We start from the raw sequence: 19,052 nt of genomic DNA on the forward strand, positions 1-19,052 counted from the left end.
CGTGCCCCCCGGGAGCGCGTGTCCCGCGAGGATCGCCCGGGGCGTGTGTGCTGCTTGGATGAGGACATGAGCGCTGCTGACGAGATCCTCGACATCGTCGACGAGAACGACCAGGTCGTCGGGCAGTGCCCGCGCGGCGAGGTCTACGCCCGGGGGTTGCGCCACCGCTGTGTGTTCATCCAGGCCCGGGACGCCGAGGGCCGGATTTTCGTGCACCGGCGCACCCCGACCAAGCTGGTCTTCCCCTCCCTCCACGACATGTTCGTCGGCGGAGTCGTCGGGGCGGGCGAGTCCTACGACACGGCGGCCCTGCGCGAGGCCGAGGAGGAGCTGGGCGTGAGCGGCCTGCCGCAGCCGCGGCACCTCTTCACCTTCCTCTACGACGACGGCGCCGGCCGGACCTGGTGGTCGGCGGTCTACGACGTCCGCTGCGAGCTCCCGGTGCGGCCGCAGGCCGAGGAGGTGGCCTGGCACGACTTCCTGTCCGAGGCGGAGGTCGAGCGGCGCCTGACCGACTGGGAGTGGGTGCCGGACGGGCTGGCGGCGTACGAGCGGCTCAAGGTGTTCCGGTCGGCCGGCTGAAGCGGAGGCGGGCCGGGCGCCCGGGTAGGGTCGCGCACGTGATCGAGTTCGTACGGAACGTCCGGTTGTGGTTCGCGCCCGCGGAGGTACGGGAGGACGGCGAGACGCCCGACTACCGGTTCTCGCTGGCGAACGAACGCACCTTCCTGGCCTGGCTGCGCACCGCGCTCGCGCTGATCGGCGGCGGCTTCGCCGTGGACCAGTTCCTGCCGGACCTGCGCTGGGCCTGGCGGGCCGGACTGGCTCTCGCGCTGCTGGCGGCGGGCGTGCTGTGCTCCCTGCGGGCGGTCAACCACTGGGTGCGCTGCGAACGGGCCATGCGCCGGGGCGAGGACCTTCCGGTGTCCCGGTTCCCGGCGCTCCTGAGCCTGGTCGTCGCGGTCGTGGCCGTCGCCATGGTCGTGGTGGTGCTCGTGGGGTGGGAGGGGTGAGCGCCCCGGCCGCCCGGCCGCGGGGCCCCGACCGCGATCCCCGAGTGCGGCCCATCGGGACCCGGCGCACGGCGCCGTCGGACACGGGCGTCGCCGTACTCGCGGGGAGCGAGCGGTGAGCGCCCCGGCGCCCCGGCCGCGGGACCCCGACCGCGATCCCGGGTTGCAGCCCGAGCGCACCCGGCTCGCGTGGCGGCGTACGACGCTGTCGGGCACGGTCGTCGCCGTGCTCGCGGTGAAGACCGTGCTGCACGGTGGGGCGTCGGCGGCCGGGGTCGTCGCGTGCGCGCTGTGCTGTGTGCTCTGGCTGGGCTTCCTGCGCGTCGCCCACCGGCGCATCCACACCCTCTCGACCGCCCCGAGCCCCGCCGCGTTCGCCCCCCGGCACGCGGCGGCCGCGGTGCTGTGCACGGTGGCCATGGCGGTGTGCGGAGCCGCCCTCGTGCTCTAGGGCGTCCCGGCCCTCACTGGCCTCCAGGGCGTGGTTCCTCACTCGCCGTCCAGGGCGTGGTTCCTCAGTCGCCCTCGACCTCGCTGCCCCAGTCCACCGTCACCACGATCTTGCCGCGGGTGCGGCCCTCCTGGTTCAGCCGGTGCGCGTCCGCAGCCCGCTCCAGGGGGAACGTCTCGTCGACGTGCACGCTCACCACGCCCTGCTCCGCGAGGTCGGCCAGGTGCCGGAGGTCCTGCGCGTCGGGGCGGACGAAGTAGTAGCGGCCGCCGTAGTTCACGACGTCGTTGTCCGCGATCGAGGCCAGGCGGCCCTCGGGGGCCAGCAGGTTCGCCGACACCTTCAGCGCGTCCCCGCCCACCGTGTCGAACACCGCGTCCACCCCCTCGGGGGCCAGCCCGCGCACCCGCTCGCCGAGCCCCTCGCCATACACCACCGGCTCCCCGCCGAGGCCCCGCACGAAGTCGTGGTTGGGCTCGCTCGCCGTACCGATCACCCGGGCACCGAGGTGGACGCCGAGTTGCACGGCGATCGAGCCGACGCCCCCGGCCGCGGCGTGCACCAGGACGGTCTCGCCCCGCTTCACCTGGAGCACCTTGGTCAGCACCTGGTACGCGGTGAGCCCGACCAGCGGCAGCCCGGCCGCCTCCTCGAAGGAGAGGTTGCGCGGCTTGCGGGCGAGGGTGCGCACGGGCGCGGCCACGTACTCGGCGAAGGTGCCGCGGGAGAGGAAGTCCTCGCGCACGTACCCGATGACCTCGTCCCCGACGCCGAACTCCGAGACGGCCACGCCGGGCCGTACGACGATGCCCGAGACGTCCCAGCCCGGCACCACGGGGAAGACGGGGGCGAGGATCCCGTCGAGGTATCCCTCACGGGCCTTCCAGTCGACGGGGTTCACGGCCGCCGCCCGCACCTTCACCAGCACCGCGTCGGGGCCGACCTTCGGATCGCGGACCTCGCCGAACGCCAGCGCCTCGGGTCCGCCGTACCGTGAGTAGCTGATGGCCTTCATGGCTCTGACCTTCCGGGCTCGTCGGGCGCCACGCAAGCCGGATGGCCTGAACGAACCGGCCGAAACCTCCCCCGTCGCCTCCCGTGGGCAGTGATCGGCCTATCGTGGCTCCGATCACGTTTCGGCCCCGCTCTGGACGACATACCGACCGGTCGGCATCATGAGTCGGGAACTGTCCACCCTGCCCGTAGGAGCGACGCATGAGCCCCGACCACCCGCCCGGACTCGATCTCGAACGGTTGCGCGGCCTGCTCGACCGCGAGCGGCCCGGCCTGGTGACCGGACCGCTGTCCGGCCGGCTGATCGAGGGCGGACGGTCGAACCTCACCTACGCGGTCTCCGACGGCACCTCCCGGTGGGTCGTCAGACGGCCCCCGCTCGGCCACGTCCTGGCCACCGCGCACGACATGAAGCGCGAGCACCGGGTGATCAGCGCCCTGCACCCGACCGCCGTGCCGGTGCCGGAGCCGGTGCTGCTGTGCGAGGACGAGGAGGTGCTCGGATCGCCGTTCTACGTCATGGAGTTCGTCGAGGGCACCCCCTACCGCACCGCCGACCAGCTCCTCCCGCTCGGTGCGGAGCGGACCCGGGGCGCCGTGCTGAACCTGGTCGACACACTGGTGGAGCTGCACGCGGTCGACCCGGGCGAGGTGGGTCTCGCCGACTTCGGACGGCCCGAGGGCTTCCTGGACCGGCAGCTGCGGCGCTGGGGCAAGCAGCTGGACGCCTCGCGCAACCGCGACCTGGACGGCATCGACGAGCTGCACGCCGCCCTCGGGCGCGAGCTGCCCGACTCCCCCGCCCCGGCCGTCGTGCACGGCGACTACCGGCTCGACAACGTGCTGATCGGCGAGGACGACCAGATCAAGGCGATCCTCGACTGGGAGATGTCGACGCTGGGCGACCCGCTCACCGACCTCGGCCTGCTGGTCATGTACAGCATGCCGCTGGCCATGCCCGAGTCCCCCGTCTCCACGACCGCCGAGGCGCCCGGGCACCCGGCGCCGTCGGAACTGATCGAGCGGTACGCCGCGCGCTCGGGGCGCGACGTCTCCGCGGTCTCCTGGTACACGGCGTTCGCCTGGTTCAAGCTCGCCGTGATCCTCGAGGGCATCCACTACCGCTACACGCTGGGCCAGACGGTCGGGCGCGGCTTCGACCGCATCGGCGACCTCGTCCCCGTCTTCGTCCGGCACGGACTGACCACGCTCCACGAAGGCCTCCAGGAGGGCTGATCCACATGGACTTCGCTTATGACGCGCGCACCGAAGAGCTGCGCGGCAAGCTCCTCGCCTTCATGGACGAGTACGTCTATCCCGCCGAGGCGGTCGCCCACGAGCAGCGCGAGCGGCTCGCCTCGCCGTGGGAGACCGTGCCCGTGGTGGAGGAGCTGAAGGCCGAGGCCCGCAGGCAGGGCCTGTGGAACCTCTTCCTGCCGGACTCCGAGTACGGGGCCGGGCTCACCAACCTCCAGTACGCGCCGCTCGCCGAGATCATGGGCCGCTCCCCGCAGCTGGCGCCGACGGTGACGAACTGCGCGGCGCCCGACACCGGGAACATGGAGGTGCTCACCCAGTTCGGCGACGAGCAGCAGCGCAAGCAGTGGCTGGAGCCGCTGCTGGCCGGCGAGATCCGCTCGGCGTTCGCGATGACCGAGCCGGAGGTGGCCTCCTCCGACGCCACCAACATCACCACCCACATCGAGCGGGACGGCGACGAGTACGTCATCACCGGCCGCAAGTGGTACATCTCCGGGGCGATGCACCCCGACTGCAAGATCTTCATCGTGATGGGCAAGACCGACCCGGACGGGGAGGACATCCGCCGCCAGCAGTCGATGGTGCTGGTGCCGCGCGACACCCCGGGCGTCACCATCAAGCGGGCCATGCAGGTGTTCGGCTACGAGGACCACTACCACGGCGGTCACGCCGAGGTGATCTTCGACCAGGCGCGCGTGCCGGTGTCGAACCTGATCGGTGAGGAGGGCGGCGGTTTCGCCATCGCGCAGGCGCGGCTCGGGCCGGGGCGGATCCACCACTGCATGCGGCTGATCGGCATGGCCGAGCGGGCGATCGAGCTGATGTGCCGCCGGGCCGTGTCGCGGACCGCGTTCGGGAAGGCGCTGGCGCAGCAGGGTGTGGTGCACAACTGGATCGCGGACGCGCGGGTGACGGTGGAGCAGTTGCGGCTGCTGGTGCTGAAGACCGCGTGGCTGATGGACACGGTGGGCAATCGCGGTGCGCACACCGAGATCCAGTCCATCAAGATCGCCACGCCTCGGGCGGTGGTGGACATCCTCGACCGGGCGATCCAGTTGCACGGTGCCGGTGGGGTGAGCCAGGACTTCCCGCTGGCGGAGCTGTACGCGGGGGCGCGGACGCTGATGATCGCGGACGGGCCGGACGAGGTGCACCAGCGGTCGCTGGCGCGGCGGGAGTTGAAGCGGCACGTGTGACGTGCTGCGGGCGGCCGGGGCGACGGGGACTTCCCCAACGCGCCGGCCGCCCCTTCCCGTCGACGGACGGCTGCGGTCGCCCGGGGTGTGGACGGGATGTGAACCTTCGCACGGTCTCGTGACCGGCCTTCGGGGTGGACAGTGCGCCTGGAACAGCACATCCCCGCGATACGGGACTGCAGCGCACCGGCCCGCACACCGTGCGCCTGGCCCTCACCGGCGATCTGGACCACGACACCTGCGGGGAACTGCTCCGGCGGGTGCGGACCGCCCTCGACGGCCGCCGGGAGGTCACGGACCCGCACCTGGACTGCCGGGGCCTGACGAGCCCTCAACGGTCCGGGACGTCCGCCGGGGGCCGCCACGGCCGCACCTGAGGCGGGGCGGGGCGGCCGCTACGGGCGCAGGGCGCGCAGCAGGAGGTCGGCCAGGTGGTCCGCGACCTGCTGGGGCGTGAGGGGCCCGTCGGGGCGGTACCAGGTCGACAGGTGGTGGACCGAGCCGAAGTGGTAGTCGACCACGAGGTCCGCCGGGGTCGCCTTGGAGAAGACGCCGGACTCCTGGCCCTCCTCCACGAGCGCGCGGAAGCGTTCGTGGTAGCGGCGGCGCTCGGCGCGGACCTGCTTGTTCTTCTCGGGGCTGAGGTGGTGCATGGAGCGCCAGAAGATCATCGCGTCGTCGAGGCTTTCGATGGTCGTCACCACGACGTCCGCGGCCGCGGCCCGCAGCCGCATCTCCACCGGCTCGTCGGCACCGGCCACGGCGTCCAGCCGCTCCTGCTGGATGCGCAGCACGCGCGCGTACACCTCGTGCAGCAGGTCGTCCTTGGAGCCGAAGTAGTGGTACAGCGCCCCCTTGGTGACGCCGGCCGCCTCGACGATCTCCTGCACCGAGGTGCGGTCGTAGCCCTGCTCGGCGAAGAGCCGGGTGGCGGCGGCCAGGAGCCGCTGAGGCACGGGCGTGCCGTCCGAGTCCGTGGTCCTGGGCACTGCCGCCACCTGCCTTTCCGTTCTGCTGTCAGTTGCCTTGCGTACGGGAACGCAGTTCCCGCCGGAGGATCTTCCCACTGGCCGTCTTCGGCAAGTCCGGCAGGATCTCCACCTGGCGCGGATATTTGTAGGCGGCCAGTCTCTCCTTGCAGTAGGCGGCGAGTGCATCCGGGTCCGTGTCGGCGTCCGGTCGCAGGCTGATGTACGCCTTGACGGTCTCCCCGCGGTACCCGTCGGGCACGCCGACGACGGCGGCCTCGCGCACCGCCGGATGCGTGTAGAGGACGTCCTCGACCTCGCGCGGCCACACCTTGAAGCCGGAGGCGTTGATCATGTCCTTCTTGCGGTCGACGACGTAGAGCCAGCCCTGTTCGTCCATGAAGCCGATGTCGCCGGTGCGCAGTTCGGCGCCGGGGAAGGTCTCGGCGGTGGCGTCGGGGCGGCGCCAGTAGCCGGGCACGACCTGCGGGCCCCGGACGACGATCTCGCCCTGCTCCCCGAAGGGCACCTCCTCGCCGGCCTCGTCGACGATCCGTACGACCGTGTCGGGGCCGGGCAGTCCCACGGCGAGGGTCCCGGACACCGGGTCGACCGGCGCCTCCAGACCGGGCGGCACGGAGGCGCAGGGCGCGGTGCACTCGGTCAGTCCGTAGCCGTTGCGAATGTACGGGCCGAAGCCGGCCCGGAACTTCTCCACCAGGGCGGGCGGCAGCGGGGCGCCGCCGGAGGAGATCACCCGGAAGGAGGAGAAGTGGTCGCGGGTGACGGAGGGGTGAGCGGCCAGCGCCATGAAGGCCGTGGAGGGTCCGACGGTGTAGTGCGGGCGGTGCTCGGCGAACGCGTCCAGCACCACGCCCGACTCGAAGCGGTAGGCCAGCACGAGCGTGCCGCGGCTGTTCAGACAGGCGCCGAACTGGCAGACCATGCCGGTGATGTGGAACAGCGGCGCCATCGCGAAGTACACGGGCCGCTCGGGCAGACCGAGGCCGGTCCGCTGCCGCTCGGCGTTGTACATGATGTTGCCGTGCGTGTTGGTGGCGCCCTTGGGCGTGCCGCTGGTGCCCGACGTGTAGCTGATCAGCGCGATGTCGGAGGGGCCGGGATCACGATCCTCGGGCGCCTTGTGCCCGGCCCGTGCCACGGTCACCAGGTCGTCGGCGTCGGGGGCCTGCGGCAGGCGCTCGAAGGTCAGCACGCGCGCGTCGTCGCGGCTCTGGAAGTCCAGCTCGCACCCGGTGAGCACGATCCGCACGGGCGAGTCGGCGGCCGTCTCGCGCAGATACGACTCCCAGGCCCGGTCCGAGCAGATCAGCGCGGCCACCTCGCCGTCCCGCAGGACGTGGGCCACCTCGCCCGACTTGTACATCGGGTTGACGGGCACGACGACCGCGCCCGCCTTCCACGCGCCCAGCAGGGCGAGCACGAAGTGCGGGGAGTTCTGCAGCAGCACCGCGACGCGGTCGCCGCGCCGGAGACCGCGGGCGGCGAGGTGCCCGGCGACTGAGTCGCTGAGCTCGTCGACCTCCCGGTAGGTGAGCCGGCCGTCGAAGTAGGCCAGGAAGTCGCTGCCGGGCGTCTCGGCCACGGCGGCGCGCAGGGCGTGCACAAGGGAGCCGGCCGGGCTGATCGCGCCCTTCTGGGCGTCGCTGAGCAGGCCGAGCCAGGGCTTGGCCGCGTAACGGGACTCGGTCACCGGGCCTCCTCCCACTGCTGCTGGATGCGGTTCATGCCGGACAGCCACCGGTCGGGGTCACCGGCCCGGGCCTGGTGATAGGCGGCGACCTCGGGGTGCGGCAGGATCAGGAAGCGGTCCGCCTCGATGCCCTGGAGCAGCGCGTCCGCCACGGCCTCCGGCTCGATCGCGGTCGGCCGCAGCACCAGGTCGCCCGCGCTGCCGGTGGCGGCCAGCATGTCGGTGCGCACGCCCTGCGGGCAGATCGCGTGGACCTTCACGCCCCGGTGCCGGTACGTCAGGGAGAGCCACTCGGCGAAGGCGAGCGCGCCGTGCTTGGTGACGGCGTAGGGCGCGGCGCCGATCATGGTGAGCAGCCCGGCGGCGGACACGGTGGAGACGAACCGGCCGCTGCCGCGCTCCAGCCAGGCGGGCAGCAGTTCCTGCGCGGCCCGCACATGAGCCATGACGTTCACGTCCCAGGACAGGGCCCACGCCTTCTCGTCCAGCGGCTGCCCGGGTTCGATGCCGTCGGCGGCGACACCGGCGTTGGCGCAGTAGACGTCGACGGTCCCGCCGAGTGCGTCGCGGGCGTCGCCGACGATCGCCGAGGCGTCGCCGGGCACGGCGATGCCTCCGATGTCGTCCGCGATCTGCTTGGCCCGCTCGGCGTCGAGGTCGTTGACGACGACCCGGGCCCCTTCGGCGGCGAACCGCCGGGCGAGCGCGGCCCCGATCCCGCCGCCGGCCCCCGTGACAACGACTCCGGCCTCTTGAAAGGCTCCCACCATCGGTCTCCTCAGTCGCGGCTCTGCAATGGCGCCAGACTAACCGGTCGGTATGTACCAGGGAAGGGGTGCCGGGAACGCCCCTGCAAGGGCCGCGCGGAACGCCCCGAAAGGGGCGCGGGGAACTGCGCGACAAGCCACCGACGACCCGCGGCCTCCCCACAACCCGCAGAAGCGCATACCGTGCCCATGCCGACCGTCCCCGCTCAAGGAGGTCACCGTATGCGCCCTTCCAGACGAGCCGTCATCACCACCGCCACGGCGGCAGCCGTATCGGCCACATCCACCGCCTCCGCCGCCCAGCGCCGCAGGCACCTGCGCACCGGCTTCGAACAACTCGCCCAGGACGGCTACTCTCTGCTCGACGGCCAGAAGGTCGGCATCGTCACCAACCCCACCGGCATCACTCGCGACGCCCGCCACATCGTCGACGTCATGCACGCCGACGCCCGCGTCGACCTCACCGCCGTCTTCGGCCCGGAGCACGGCTTCCGCGGCACCGCCCAGGCCGGCGGCTCCGAGGGCCGTTACGACGACCCGGCGACCGGCCTGCCCGTCTACGACACGTACCTCAAGAGCGGCCGGGCGCTCGCGGACATCTTCACCGCGTCCGGCGTGGACACGGTCGTCTTCGACATCCAGGACGTCGGCGCCCGTTTCTACACGTACATCTGGACGCTGTACGACTGCATGGAGGCCGCCCAGCTCGCCGGCAAGCGGTTCGTCGTGCTGGACCGGCCGAACCCGGTGACCGGCCGCACGGCCCTCGGCCCGGTCCTGCACAAGGAGTTCGCCACGTTCGTCGGGCGGCAGCCCATCGCCCAGGCGCACGGGATGACCGTCGCCGAGCTGGCGCGGCTGTTCAACGAGGAGTTCCTGACCGAGGCCGTACCGCTGGAGACCGTGACGATGTCCGGCTGGAGGCGCTCGGACTTCTACGACGCCTCCGGGCTGCCCTGGGTGCCGCCGAGCCCGAACATGCCGACGCCTGAGACGGCCCTGGTGTACTCGGGGACGTGTCTGTTCGAGGGCACGAACCTGTCGGAGGGGCGCGGCACGACCCGGCCGTTCGAGTTGCTGGGCGCTGAGGGCGTCGACCGGCGCTGGGCGGCCGCGGCGAACGAACTCGCCCTGCCCGGGGTTCGGTTCGGGGAGGCGTACTTCGCGCCCACGTTCTCGAAGTTCCAGGGGAGGACGATCGGCGGTGTGCAGGTGCATGTGCACGACCGGGCCGCGTTCGATCCGGTGCGGACGGGGATCGCCCTGCTCGTCACCGCCAAACGGGTCTGGAGCGGTTTCGCCTGGCGCCCGGACAACTGGATCGACAAGCTCACGGGCTCCACCCGCGTGCGGACGATGATCGACGCGGGCGCGGACACCGACGAGGTGGTGGCGGGGTGGCAGCGGGATCTGGCGGCGTTCCGCAGGACGCGGCGGACGTACCTGCTCTACCGCTGAGGCGAATGCGCCCGTGACGTATGGCCAAGCTCCCCCGTTGGCAGGACGATGCGCCACATCGTGGCGTCACCCGGGGACCAGGGGGCCTGTCATGGCGGATCCGGCGATGAGTGTGACTCCCTACTGGGAGCTGACCTTCGACGCGGACGGGGACCCCGGGGACCGCGGGCGCGACCGGCTGCTCGCCGGGGTGCGGGAGCGGGGCGTGCGCGATCTGATCGTCTTCGCGCACGGCTGGAACACCGACCGCTCGGGCGCGAACCGCCTCTACGACCGCTTCTTCGCGCCCGTGCCGCGGCTGGCCCCGGGGGCCCGGGTCGGATACGTCGGGGTGCTGTGGCCGGCGATGCGGTTCTCCGACGAGCCGATCCCGGACTTCCCGCGGGCCGTGGCGGCCGAGCCGGCGAGGCGTCCGGTGCTGGACAAGGACACCCGGCACGCGCTGCTGGAGACGTTCCCGGGCCGGGCGATCCTGGTCGACCAGATCGCCCGGCTGCTGGAGCAGCAGCCGCCGGAGGTGGGCGAACTGGAGGAGTTCGGGCGGCTGGTGCGGACGCTGGTGGAGGTGGTGGCGCCCGGGCCGCAGGCACTGTTCGCGGCGGACACGGTGGCGGAGGGCGTGCCGCAGAGCGAGCCGGAGATGTTCGCCGGGTCGTCGGCGGCGGCCTGCGAGGAGTTCGCGCGGGCACTGGCGGAGCTCGAAGCGTCCGGGCCGCAGCGGGGATGCAGGATCCCCGACCCCTGGGACGGTGCGCACGAACTGCTGCGGCAGGCGACGTACTACGCGATGAAGCGGCGTGCGGGAACTGTCGGGGAGCGGGGCCTGGGCCGGGTCGTCGGGCAGCTCGCGAAGGCGGCTCCGAAGGTGCGGGTGCACCTGGTCGGGCACAGTTTCGGCGCGCGGCTGGTGTCGTTCGCGCTGCGGGGCCTGCCCGAGGGCGTGCGCACGGTGAAGTCGGTGACGCTGCTCCAAGGGGCCTTCTCGCACTACGCGTTCGCGGCCCGGCTGCCGCACGACGCCCGGGCCGGAGGGGTGCTCCAGGGGCAGCAGAACCGCATCGACGGGCCCCTGGTGTGCTGCCACTCCCGGCACGACGCGGCCCTGGGCACGATGTACCCGCTGGCCTCGCGGATGGCGGGCGACAGCCGGACGGCCGGCGACCTGGACCTGGGGCGGGCCCTGGGCGCCACGTGGGGCGCGATGGGCCACGACGGGGTGCAGGCGGTGCCGGGCACGCGTGCGTACACCCTCGCCGAGGCCCTGGAGGCGAGCCTGCCCGCCTCGGGGTGCGTGAACGTCGACGCGGCCGCGGTGGTCCGACGCGGCGGGCCGCCGGCCGGTGCGCACAGCGACATCCTGCACGCGGAGCTGGCCCGGCTGGTGCTGGCGGCGGGCCGCGTGCGCTGACCCGCCGCCGGTTCACGCGTCACCGGTGTGAGGTGGTCACCGGTGTGAGGTGGTCACTGGTGTGCGGTTGTCACCGGTGTGAGGTGAATTCCACGACCTGCTGGTAGGTCGGCCGGTTCTGCCAGCTGATCTTGCCGTGCTTGATGCCGCCGAGGGTGCGGTGGTTGATGGAGTCGGCGCACCACTGGTCGCCCGCCGCGCACACGTCGTCGCCGGGGTAGACCTGGGCCGCGGTCTTCGTGGCCGCCTGCTTCAGGGTGCCGATGAGGGTGTCCCGGCAGGCGCCGAGGCTGCCGTCGCCGCAGTACGTGCGGGCCAGTGGCCCCTTCACCTGCTCACCGAGGACCGTACGGATGTCCTTGTCGACGTAGCTCCACCAGCCGTACTGGAAGGAGCTGCCCGCGTGGGAGCCGGTCGGGCCGTGCGCGGCCGAGGGGGACTCGTCGACGGGGAGGTTGGCGGTGACGGCCGTGTAGAGGTCGCTGCCGAGGCCCGGTTCGAACTCGGCCTTGACCAGGAGCGGCCACCAGGCGTCCAGGATGCGGATCGCGTCGGCGTCGGCGTACTTCTTCGAGTCGGCGGCGGTCTCCGTGCGCTTGCCGCCGGCGGCGACCCAGGCCTGGAGTTTGCCGACGGCGGCCGACGCGGCCGGGTCGGTGACGGGCGAGCTGGTGACGACCTTCAGGAGCTTGGGCAGCACGTCCTCGGCCCGCAGGTCCGCCAGTGCGGCGTCGGCCATGGCCTTCACCAGGGCGGCCCGGGTCACCCCGCCCTGCTGGACCAGCTTCTTCACCCGGTCCTCGAGGAGGTTGCCGCGGTGCACCGAGCCGTTGCCCCAGGGCGCGGTCGTGTAGTCCCTGGCCTGCTTGTTGTTCCAGGAGACGTAGTAGTCCTGGTCGGTGGAGTGGGGGTGGGCGGAGGGCGGGGTGTAGTCGGCCGTGTTGGTCGCCGGGTCCCAGCCGCGCCACTCGTACGCCGGCCGCGCCCACGCCGGGAACTCGGCGTCGACGCCGCTCGCGCGGACCGGGTTGTCGCCGCTGTTGTAGTACGCGGTGTGCTCGGAGTCGGCGTAGAACCAGTTGAAGGTGTAGTTGATGTGCTGGACGGCCTTCTGGAAGGTGTCCGGGCCCCTGACGTAGTCCGGGTCGTTCAGCATCTGGAAGCCGATGATGGAGTCGGCCTCGTGCATGAAGGACGAGCGCAGGGTGGTGTAGGCGACCTTCTTGCCGCCGACCGTCGCGCGGTACTCGACGGGGCCGTACTTCGTGCGCCAGACGCGCATGGTGTAGGAGCCGGCCGCGGTGCCGTCGGCGGTCGTGGGCTTCCAGGCGTTCTTCTGCTCGATCTTCTCCATCGGCGTGCAGGTGCCGCGGTACAGGTAGTGGTAGTCGTCCTGGCACAGCTCGACGGCGTAGGAGTCGATGATGTCCTGGCCGGAGGTCGTGGCGCTCCAGGCGTAGTCCTGGCCGCGGCCGAGCTCGACGTACATGCTCAGGCCGGCGAAGGAGGCGCCGCGGGCGCTGATGCCCGGGCCCTGGATCTCCTGGAGCAGGAGCAGCTGGGGGGCGAAGTAGCCGGTCTGCGGGCCGAACACGGCGACGGGGTGGCCGCTCGCGGTGTGCTCGCCGCTGACCACGAGGGCGTTGGACATGCCGCGTTTGGCGGAGGACCGGGCGGCCTTCGCGGCGTCGCCGGACGCACTGGTCGCGCCGGCGGCCGTGGCGCTGCCGGTGCGGTCGTACACGAGCGGCTCGGGCTCCACCGAACCGGCGTCGGGCAGAGCCGTGCCCTGCGGGTCGGCCGGCTTGGCGCCGTAGGGGAAGCTGCCGTCGTGCTGGGTGAGGACGGCCTCCGGGTCGTTGCGCATCCGGAAGGACTCCCAGACCTTGGTGCCCTCGGTGACGCCGTACTTCTCCTGGGCGGCCATGAGCGAGAGGGCGTTGTTCACTTCGCCGCCTCCGCCCGAGCCGAACAGCGCGCCGATGACGGAGGCCAGCGCGACCATGTCGGTGATCTTGAAGTGTTCGATCGTGCCGGCGTTGGTGACTGAGTCCTTGTGCCCGGTGAGTACGTACTCACCGGGGAAGGTGCGCCCGCTGTCGGAGGCGTCGATGTAGGAGTTGATGCCGTCGAGGTAGGCCTTGACGTCGGCGAGGGCCTGCTGTCCGCGCTCGCCGTTCGTGGCCACGGCGTTGTCGATCTGCGCCTGCAGATCGGCCTCGCTGTACGGGGCGTGCCGCCAGAACTGCTGCTCGAGGCCCTGGTTGGAGGGCGCGCCGCCCGCGAAGGAGGTCAGCTGACCGCGACCCACGTGACGGAAGACGTCCATCAGCCACAGCCGGTCCTGGGCTGCCGCATATCCGGCGCCGAACTCCGTGCCGTATCTGGTGGTGCCGGTGATGTGCGGCACACCGGTCTTCTTGTCCCGGACGATCGTCACGTCACCGCGTCCGGCGGGTTTGACGCTGGAGGCGACCTGGTCGGCGGGAACCCCGAAGGACGCGTCGTTGAAGAAGTTGTTGATCTTGTCGTTGGTGAGGCCGGGGTAGCCCTTGGCCAGGTTGGCGTAGGGCCCGAGCTGGTCCTCGGCGTGCTCGGGCTGGGTGCCGAAGGCCTGGTTGAGGAGGATCTGGGCGAGGGTGGCGTTGCCGTTCTGGCCGGGCGGGAGGATGTCCGAACACTGGTTGCCGCAGTGGTCGTTCGCCGCGGCCGTGACCTGCGCGGCCGCTGTTTCCGAGGCGGCAGCCGGGGCAAGCGGCGACAAGAGACCTGCGATCAGGGCGCATACCGATGCCGTCTTCAGGAACCCGGGGATTCCGCTGGGAGTTCTCATTCTGTCGAGAACGGTGCGTGGGGCACGCCGTGACATGGGGGCTCCTCCCGACGGGGGTGGGCCGGATGTTACCGCCGGTATCCCCCGGCTTGAAGATGAACAAGCGTCACTTTTCGAAGTCAGTACAACAGGCACACGGACCACGGCAGTCGACTCGCGAGCCTCTTCGGCCCGCTTATGGAGGCCATTTGAAATCGGATGGAGCCGATTCGCTTGTCGATACGTCTATTCGGCGACGTCCGTACGACGACGCCGAAGTGACCGGATTACAGGTGCAGGTGTGACGGAGGTGCAGGACGATGGCGGGTTTCCGGAGTCTGGCGAGACAGGTCCGCGATCCGCGGTGCGATCTGGCCTTGCGGCGTTATTCGCTGCGCAAGTGCCTTGAGAGGTTCGCGCCTTACGGACACAGGGCGACCTGGGACCATCTGTGCTCCCGGGCGGGGTTCGGCCCCGAGGACCGCTCCCCCGATCCGGTGCGGCTCGTGGCCGCACTGGACGAACTGGAGGAGGCACGGGCGGTCTGGCTGGCCTACGAGGTCGAGTTCGCCGAGCGCCGCAAGAAGGAGAAGCACGACGGGCTGCGCAGGCCGGGCAGTGTGGACGACTGGCACCGGCTGACCTGGGGCGGTTTCGGTGTGGCGTGGTGCGACGATCCGGCGGTCCATCCCCGTGAACCGCTGGCCGAGGTGCTGCGCCGGCTGATCGCCGCGCTGGAGCGCGAGCCGGGCTCGGAGTGCCCGGTGTGCGACGGGCAGCGGCTCATGTGGAGGTACGGCCTGGACCACGAACCCTCGTCCGGGCCGGTCTGCACGGACTGCGGAATCCTGGTGCCGCGCCCCGTGCTCACGCCCGAGTCCCTGGCGTACGCCCGGCGGACGAGGCTGTTGGTGTCGGCTTGACGGATGCGGGTGCGCGGGGGGTGCGCCGGGGATGCCGCACCCCCACTGTCGGTGGTGACTGGCACCATCGACACCATGATGCAGGTGTGCCTGAACGGTTCACGGACGGCCGCTGACGGTGTGGCCGTGCCGCTGACACCCGAGTCGATCGCCGACTCGGCCGCCGAGGCCGTCGCCGCCGGGGCGACGGACATCCATGTCCACCCCAAGACGCCCTGCGGGCAGGACACGTTGTCGCCGCGGGTGCTCGCGCCGGTGCTGTCGGCGATCCGGGCGCGGGTACCGGTGCCGGTGGGTGTGACCACGGGCGCGTGGGCGGAACCCGACCCCGCCGCCCGGCTGCAACGGATCCGCGACTGGACCGTGCTGCCCGACCACGCCTCGGTCAACTGGCACGAGCCGGGGGCGGAGGAGACGGCCGCGCTGCTCATGGAGCTCGGAGTGGGTGTGGAGGCCGGCATCTGGTCGGGCACGGACGGAGCCGAGAAGTTCGCGGCCTCCCCGCTCGGGCCGAAGGTCCTGAGGGTCCTGGCGGAGGTGACGGACACGGACCCATCGGTCGCCGTTTCCTCCGCGCGGGCGCTGCTGTCCGGCCTCGGGCCGGCGCACGGACGCCCGGTGCTGCTGCACGGCGAGGACGGGGGCGCCTGGCCGGTGCTGCGGCTCGCGGGCCGGCTGGGCATGGCCACGCGGATCGGGCTGGAGGACGTCCTGGTCCTGCCGGACGGGGAGCGTGCGGGGTCGAACGCGCACCTGGTCGCGGCCGGGCTGGCGGAGTACGGGGCGAGCCGGGCGGACGTTACCCGCGACCGCCCCGGTCGACCATCAGGCGGGAACCCGTGAGGCGTTCACCGAAGACGTCGTCGGGGTTGGACAGGACACAGGTGTCGAGGGAGAGGCAGCCGCAGCCGATGCAGTCGGCGAGGTGGTCCCGCAGCCGGTTCAGCTGCTTGATGCGCTCTTCCAGTTCGGTGCGCCAGACGTCCGAGAGGTGCGCCCAGTCCTCCCGGGTGGGCGTGCGCCCCTCGGGGAGTTCCGCGAGCGCTTCACGGATCGTCGCCAGGGGGATGCCGACCCGTTGCGCGGCCCGGATGAAGGCGACCCGGCGGAGCGTGTCACGCGCGTAGCGACGCTGGTTGCCCGAGGTCCGGCGACTGCTGATCAGGCCCTTGGACTCGTAGAAGTGCAGGGCCGAGACGGCGGCACCGCTGCGCGCCGCGAGCTGGCCGACCGTGAGCTCATGGATCTTCTCTGGAATCTGGGGCACCCCTCGAACCCTACCGAGTCCGTTGACACAGCCCCCACGGCCGACCATGCTAAGCAGTCGCTTAGACATTGAGCGCGCAGACCCCCTGCATACGAGAGGCCTGGAAGACATGGCAGAGCCGAGGATCTTCACGTCCGTCGACGACCTGAAGTCGGCGGTGGGCGAACAACTGGGGTACACCGACTGGCTGGACATCGACCAGAAGCGGATCGACCTCTTCGCGGAGGCCACCGGCGACCACCAGTGGATCCACGTCGACCCGGAGAAGGCCGCGGCCGGTCCCTTCGGCACCACCATCGCGCACGGCTATCTGACCCTGTCGCTGCTGCCCCTCTTCGGACCGCAGCTGATCGCTGTCGAGGGCGTGAAGATGGGCGTCAACTACGGCACGAACAAGGTGCGCTTCCCCGCCCCGGTCCCCGTCGGCTCCCGGCTGCGGGCCACGGCGACGATCAGCGCCGTCGACGAGGTGCCGGGCGGCGTCCAGGTGGCCGTCGCCTTCAGTGTCGAGCGCGAGGGCGGCGACAAGCCGGTCTGCGTCGCCGAGTCCGTGGCGCGCTACTACTTCTGAGGCCCCGGCTCCCGGACCTCAGGCCGCCGCACCCCGGGCCCCGACCATCCGCAGCACCAGGTCGGCGTACAACTCGCCGACCTGCTCCGGCGTCCGGGGCCCGTCGACGTTGAACCACCGCGCCACGTCGATGCAGAGGGACAGCACGGCCAGCGTCGTGCCGTGCACGTCGATGACCTCGAACTCGCCCGAGCGCGTGCCCTCCTCGATGATCCCGCGCACCTCGCCGTCGACCTGGCGCCGGAGCGCGAGGATCTCGGCGCGGGCGTCGGGCCCGAGCGACTCGAGTTCGTACTGCACGACCCGCGCGGTGGTGCGCCCGCCCGCGTGCCAGCGCACGAAGGAGCTCACCGCGTCGGCGAGCCGCTCGGTGGGGCTGCCCTCGCGCCGGGACGCCGTCCGCAGGATCTCCAGGGCCTTCTCGTGCCCGATCCTGCTGATGCGGTGCAGCAGCTCTTCCTTGGTCTTGTAGTGGATGTAGAGCGCCGCCGGGCTCATCCCGGCGCGGCCCGCGATGTCGCGGGTCGTCGTGGCGTGGTAGCCACGCTCGGCGAAGGCCTCCACCGCGGCGACCAGCAGCCGCCGCGCCGCGTCGGGCGTGACCTCGCCCCACGCCTGCGCCTCGCCGCCGGCCGTCTCCTCCGCCGTACTCATCGCTCGCCCCTCTCCACTGGCAGGAGCAACACCATACCGCCGAAGGTGAGCGAGCGCTTAGTGCGGCTGCTCAGTGCTTCTCGTAGGGGGCGTACGAGGGGGCCGCCCCCGCGCTCTCCTGCCGGTCCCGGATCACCTTGGACAGGGTGAAGGCCGAGGTGACCAGGTACAGGACGGCGATGGCGAGGAAGGCCCGCACCCAGGCGTCGGCGCTCAGCTGGTAGATGCCGATGGCGGTGGCCGCCATGGCGACGGCGAAGGAGGCGACGGCCTGGCCGTAGAAGGCGGCCGTGTTCTGCTGCTTGCCCGGTGTGTCACTCATGAGGGAAAGCATCGGCGGACGTGGCCCGCGCCACATCCGCCGAAGTACTCAGGCACGTACTCAGAAGGCCGAAACCCCCGTCAGCGCCCGCCCGATGAGCAGCTTCTGGATCTGGCTCGTGCCCTCGTAGAGGGTCATCACGCGGGCGTCCCGCAGTAGCTTGCCCGCCGGGTACTCGTCGATGTAGCCGTAGCCGCCGAAGACCTGGAGCGCGTTGTTCGCGGCGCGGACGGCGGCCTCCGAGGCGAACAGCTTGGCCTTGGACGACTCCACGGCGAACGACTGCCCCCGGTCGATCAGGTCGGCGACCCGCCAGGTGAGCAGGCGGGCGGCGTCGACGTCGAGGGCGATGTCGCTGAGCAGCTCCTGGACGAGCTGGTGGTGGGCGATGGTCCTGCCGAACTGCTCGCGCTCCCCCGCGTACCGCACGGCCGCGTCCAGGGCGGCCTGGGCTAGGCCCACGCAGCCCGCCGCGACCGACATCCGGCCCTTGGCGAGGGCCGACATGGCGATCGAGAAGCCCTTGCCCTCCTCCCCCAGCAGGGCGGAGGCCGGTACGCGCACGCCTTCCAAAACGAGTTCGGCGGTGGCCTGGCCGCGCAGCCCGAGCTTGCCGTGGATGGTGCGGCGGGTCAGGCCGGGCGTGTCGGTGGGGACGAGGAAGGCGGAGACGCCCTTGTGGCCGGGGGCGTCCGTGGAGCGGGCGAAGAGCAGGACGACGTCGGCCCAGGTGCCGTTGGTGATGAACATCTTGGTGCCGTCGAGGACGTAGTCGTCACCGTCCCGTACCGCCCGGGTCGCGAGACTGCCCGCGTCCGAGCCCGTGCCCGGCTCGGTCAGGCCGAAGCAGCCGACCGACGCTCCGGACGTCAGGCCGGGCAGCCAGCGGCGCCTCTGCTCCTCGCTGCCATGGGCGGCGACGGTCTTGGCGACCAGCCCGAGGGAGACCGAGACGATGCCGCGCACCGACGAGTCGCCCCGGCCCAGCTCCTCCGTGACCAGGCAGTACGCGAGGTGGTCGCCGCCGGAGCCGCCGTACTCCTCGTCGATCGTCAGGCCCAGGAAGCCGACTTCGCCGAGCTTCTTCACGATCGCCCGGTCGACCTCCTCGGCGCGGTCCCACGCGACGACGTGCGGGGTGATCTCGCGCTCCACGAAGTCCCGCGCGAGCTGCCGGACCGCGCTCTGCTCCTCGCTGAGCTCCAGATTCACCACGAGTCACCCCACTTGGAAGCCATACATTTAAATTAGCAC

20 protein-coding genes are annotated in these 19,052 nt (G+C 71.7%); 11 read left to right on the top strand and 9 right to left on the bottom strand.

Going from position 1 to position 19,052, the window contains the following annotated elements; genetic code table 11:
- The first annotated feature begins 66 nt into the window (after positions 1-66).
- The 3 genes from QOL88_RS07685 to QOL88_RS07695 all read left to right on the top strand — a co-directional run bounded on the left by QOL88_RS07685 (position 67) and on the right by QOL88_RS07695 (position 1,464).
- Positions 67-582, top strand: a complete 516-nt coding sequence (locus QOL88_RS07685; RefSeq protein ID WP_097215705.1) for an NUDIX hydrolase — start codon at positions 67-69, stop codon at positions 580-582.
- Between the two features lie 38 nt (positions 583-620).
- Entirely contained in the window at positions 621-1,013 is a 393-nt protein-coding gene (locus tag QOL88_RS07690) for a YidH family protein (RefSeq protein ID WP_097215706.1), read from the top strand.
- A gap of 115 nt (positions 1,014-1,128) precedes the next feature.
- Positions 1,129-1,464, top strand: coding sequence for a DUF202 domain-containing protein (locus QOL88_RS07695; protein ID WP_097215707.1), 336 nt, complete (start codon positions 1,129-1,131; stop codon positions 1,462-1,464).
- Between the two features lie 64 nt (positions 1,465-1,528).
- On the opposite strand, the gene QOL88_RS07700 is transcribed toward QOL88_RS07695, so the two are convergent.
- Positions 1,529-2,479: an NADP-dependent oxidoreductase gene (locus tag QOL88_RS07700; RefSeq protein ID WP_097215708.1), complete on the bottom strand. Its 951-nt coding sequence runs from the start codon at positions 2,477-2,479 to the stop codon at positions 1,529-1,531.
- 200 nt (positions 2,480-2,679) lie between these two features.
- On the opposite strand from QOL88_RS07700, the gene QOL88_RS07705 reads away from it, so the two are divergent.
- From QOL88_RS07705 to QOL88_RS07715, 3 genes are all read left to right on the top strand, one after another.
- Entirely contained in the window at positions 2,680-3,714 is a 1,035-nt protein-coding gene (locus QOL88_RS07705) for a phosphotransferase family protein (RefSeq protein ID WP_097215709.1), read from the top strand.
- 5 nt (positions 3,715-3,719) lie between these two features.
- On the top strand, positions 3,720-4,934 hold the full coding sequence (locus tag QOL88_RS07710; RefSeq protein WP_097215710.1) for an acyl-CoA dehydrogenase: 1,215 nt from the start codon (positions 3,720-3,722) through the stop codon (positions 4,932-4,934).
- A 200-nt stretch (positions 4,935-5,134) separates the two neighbouring features.
- Positions 5,135-5,311: a hypothetical protein gene (locus QOL88_RS07715; protein WP_179878794.1), complete on the top strand. Its 177-nt coding sequence runs from the start codon at positions 5,135-5,137 to the stop codon at positions 5,309-5,311.
- Positions 5,312-5,329: 18 nt separating this feature from the next.
- On the opposite strand, the gene QOL88_RS07720 is transcribed toward QOL88_RS07715, so the two are convergent.
- Genes QOL88_RS07720 through QOL88_RS07730 form a run of 3 tightly spaced genes read right to left on the bottom strand, consistent with a single transcriptional unit; the run spans position 5,330 to position 8,386 of the window.
- Positions 5,330-5,923 carry a TetR/AcrR family transcriptional regulator gene (locus QOL88_RS07720; protein WP_031107884.1) on the bottom strand — a complete coding sequence of 198 codons (594 nt, stop codon included), beginning with the start codon at positions 5,921-5,923 and terminating at the stop codon, positions 5,330-5,332.
- A 28-nt stretch (positions 5,924-5,951) separates the two neighbouring features.
- On the bottom strand, positions 5,952-7,616 hold the full coding sequence (locus tag QOL88_RS07725; RefSeq protein ID WP_097215711.1) for a class I adenylate-forming enzyme family protein: 1,665 nt from the start codon (positions 7,614-7,616) through the stop codon (positions 5,952-5,954).
- Entirely contained in the window at positions 7,613-8,386 is a 774-nt protein-coding gene (locus QOL88_RS07730) for an SDR family oxidoreductase (protein WP_097215712.1), read from the bottom strand. The genes QOL88_RS07725 and QOL88_RS07730 overlap by 4 nt, the downstream gene beginning before the upstream one ends.
- 219 nt (positions 8,387-8,605) lie before the next feature.
- Here QOL88_RS07730 and QOL88_RS07735 point away from each other — a divergent pair, with 219 nt between their 5' ends.
- Both QOL88_RS07735 and QOL88_RS07740 read left to right on the top strand, forming a co-directional pair.
- Complete coding sequence (locus tag QOL88_RS07735; protein ID WP_097215713.1) at positions 8,606-9,841, top strand: exo-beta-N-acetylmuramidase NamZ family protein; 1,236 nt, start codon at positions 8,606-8,608, stop codon at positions 9,839-9,841.
- 91 nt (positions 9,842-9,932) lie between these two features.
- Entirely contained in the window at positions 9,933-11,249 is a 1,317-nt protein-coding gene (locus tag QOL88_RS07740; protein WP_097215714.1) for a serine-threonine protein kinase, read from the top strand.
- Positions 11,250-11,319: 70 nt separating this feature from the next.
- Here QOL88_RS07740 and QOL88_RS07745 read toward each other — a convergent pair whose 3' ends face one another.
- Positions 11,320-14,118, bottom strand: coding sequence for a penicillin acylase family protein (locus QOL88_RS07745; RefSeq protein ID WP_097215715.1), 2,799 nt, complete (start codon positions 14,116-14,118; stop codon positions 11,320-11,322).
- A 263-nt stretch (positions 14,119-14,381) separates the two neighbouring features.
- Between QOL88_RS07745 and QOL88_RS07750 the strand changes: the two genes are divergently transcribed.
- Positions 14,382-14,984 carry a hypothetical protein gene (locus QOL88_RS07750; protein WP_097215716.1) on the top strand — a complete coding sequence of 201 codons (603 nt, stop codon included), beginning with the start codon at positions 14,382-14,384 and terminating at the stop codon, positions 14,982-14,984.
- 75 nt (positions 14,985-15,059) lie between these two features.
- Complete coding sequence (locus QOL88_RS07755) at positions 15,060-15,827, top strand: 3-keto-5-aminohexanoate cleavage protein (RefSeq protein ID WP_179879097.1); 768 nt, start codon at positions 15,060-15,062, stop codon at positions 15,825-15,827.
- On the opposite strand, the gene soxR is transcribed toward QOL88_RS07755, so the two are convergent.
- Complete coding sequence (gene soxR / locus QOL88_RS07760) at positions 15,784-16,251, bottom strand: redox-sensitive transcriptional activator SoxR (RefSeq protein WP_097215717.1); 468 nt, start codon at positions 16,249-16,251, stop codon at positions 15,784-15,786. The genes QOL88_RS07755 and soxR overlap by 44 nt on opposite strands.
- A 109-nt stretch (positions 16,252-16,360) precedes the next feature.
- Between soxR and QOL88_RS07765 the strand changes: the two genes are divergently transcribed.
- On the top strand, positions 16,361-16,822 hold the full coding sequence (locus QOL88_RS07765) for a MaoC family dehydratase (RefSeq protein WP_097215718.1): 462 nt from the start codon (positions 16,361-16,363) through the stop codon (positions 16,820-16,822).
- Between the two features lie 18 nt (positions 16,823-16,840).
- On the opposite strand, the gene QOL88_RS07770 is transcribed toward QOL88_RS07765, so the two are convergent.
- The 3 genes from QOL88_RS07770 to QOL88_RS07780 form a co-directional block, all read right to left on the bottom strand.
- Positions 16,841-17,476: a TetR/AcrR family transcriptional regulator gene (locus tag QOL88_RS07770; protein ID WP_097215719.1), complete on the bottom strand. Its 636-nt coding sequence runs from the start codon at positions 17,474-17,476 to the stop codon at positions 16,841-16,843.
- 70 nt (positions 17,477-17,546) lie between these two features.
- Positions 17,547-17,798, bottom strand: coding sequence for a YiaA/YiaB family inner membrane protein (locus tag QOL88_RS07775; RefSeq protein WP_097215720.1), 252 nt, complete (start codon positions 17,796-17,798; stop codon positions 17,547-17,549).
- 60 nt (positions 17,799-17,858) lie between these two features.
- Entirely contained in the window at positions 17,859-19,010 is a 1,152-nt protein-coding gene (locus tag QOL88_RS07780) for an acyl-CoA dehydrogenase family protein (RefSeq protein WP_097222902.1), read from the bottom strand.
- Between the last annotated feature and the right edge of the window lie 42 nt (positions 19,011-19,052).

The sequence above is a fragment of the Streptomyces sp. Ag82_O1-12 genome, assembly GCF_900182715.1.
Taxonomy (GTDB): Bacteria; Actinomycetota; Actinomycetes; order Streptomycetales; family Streptomycetaceae; genus Streptomyces; species Streptomyces massasporeus.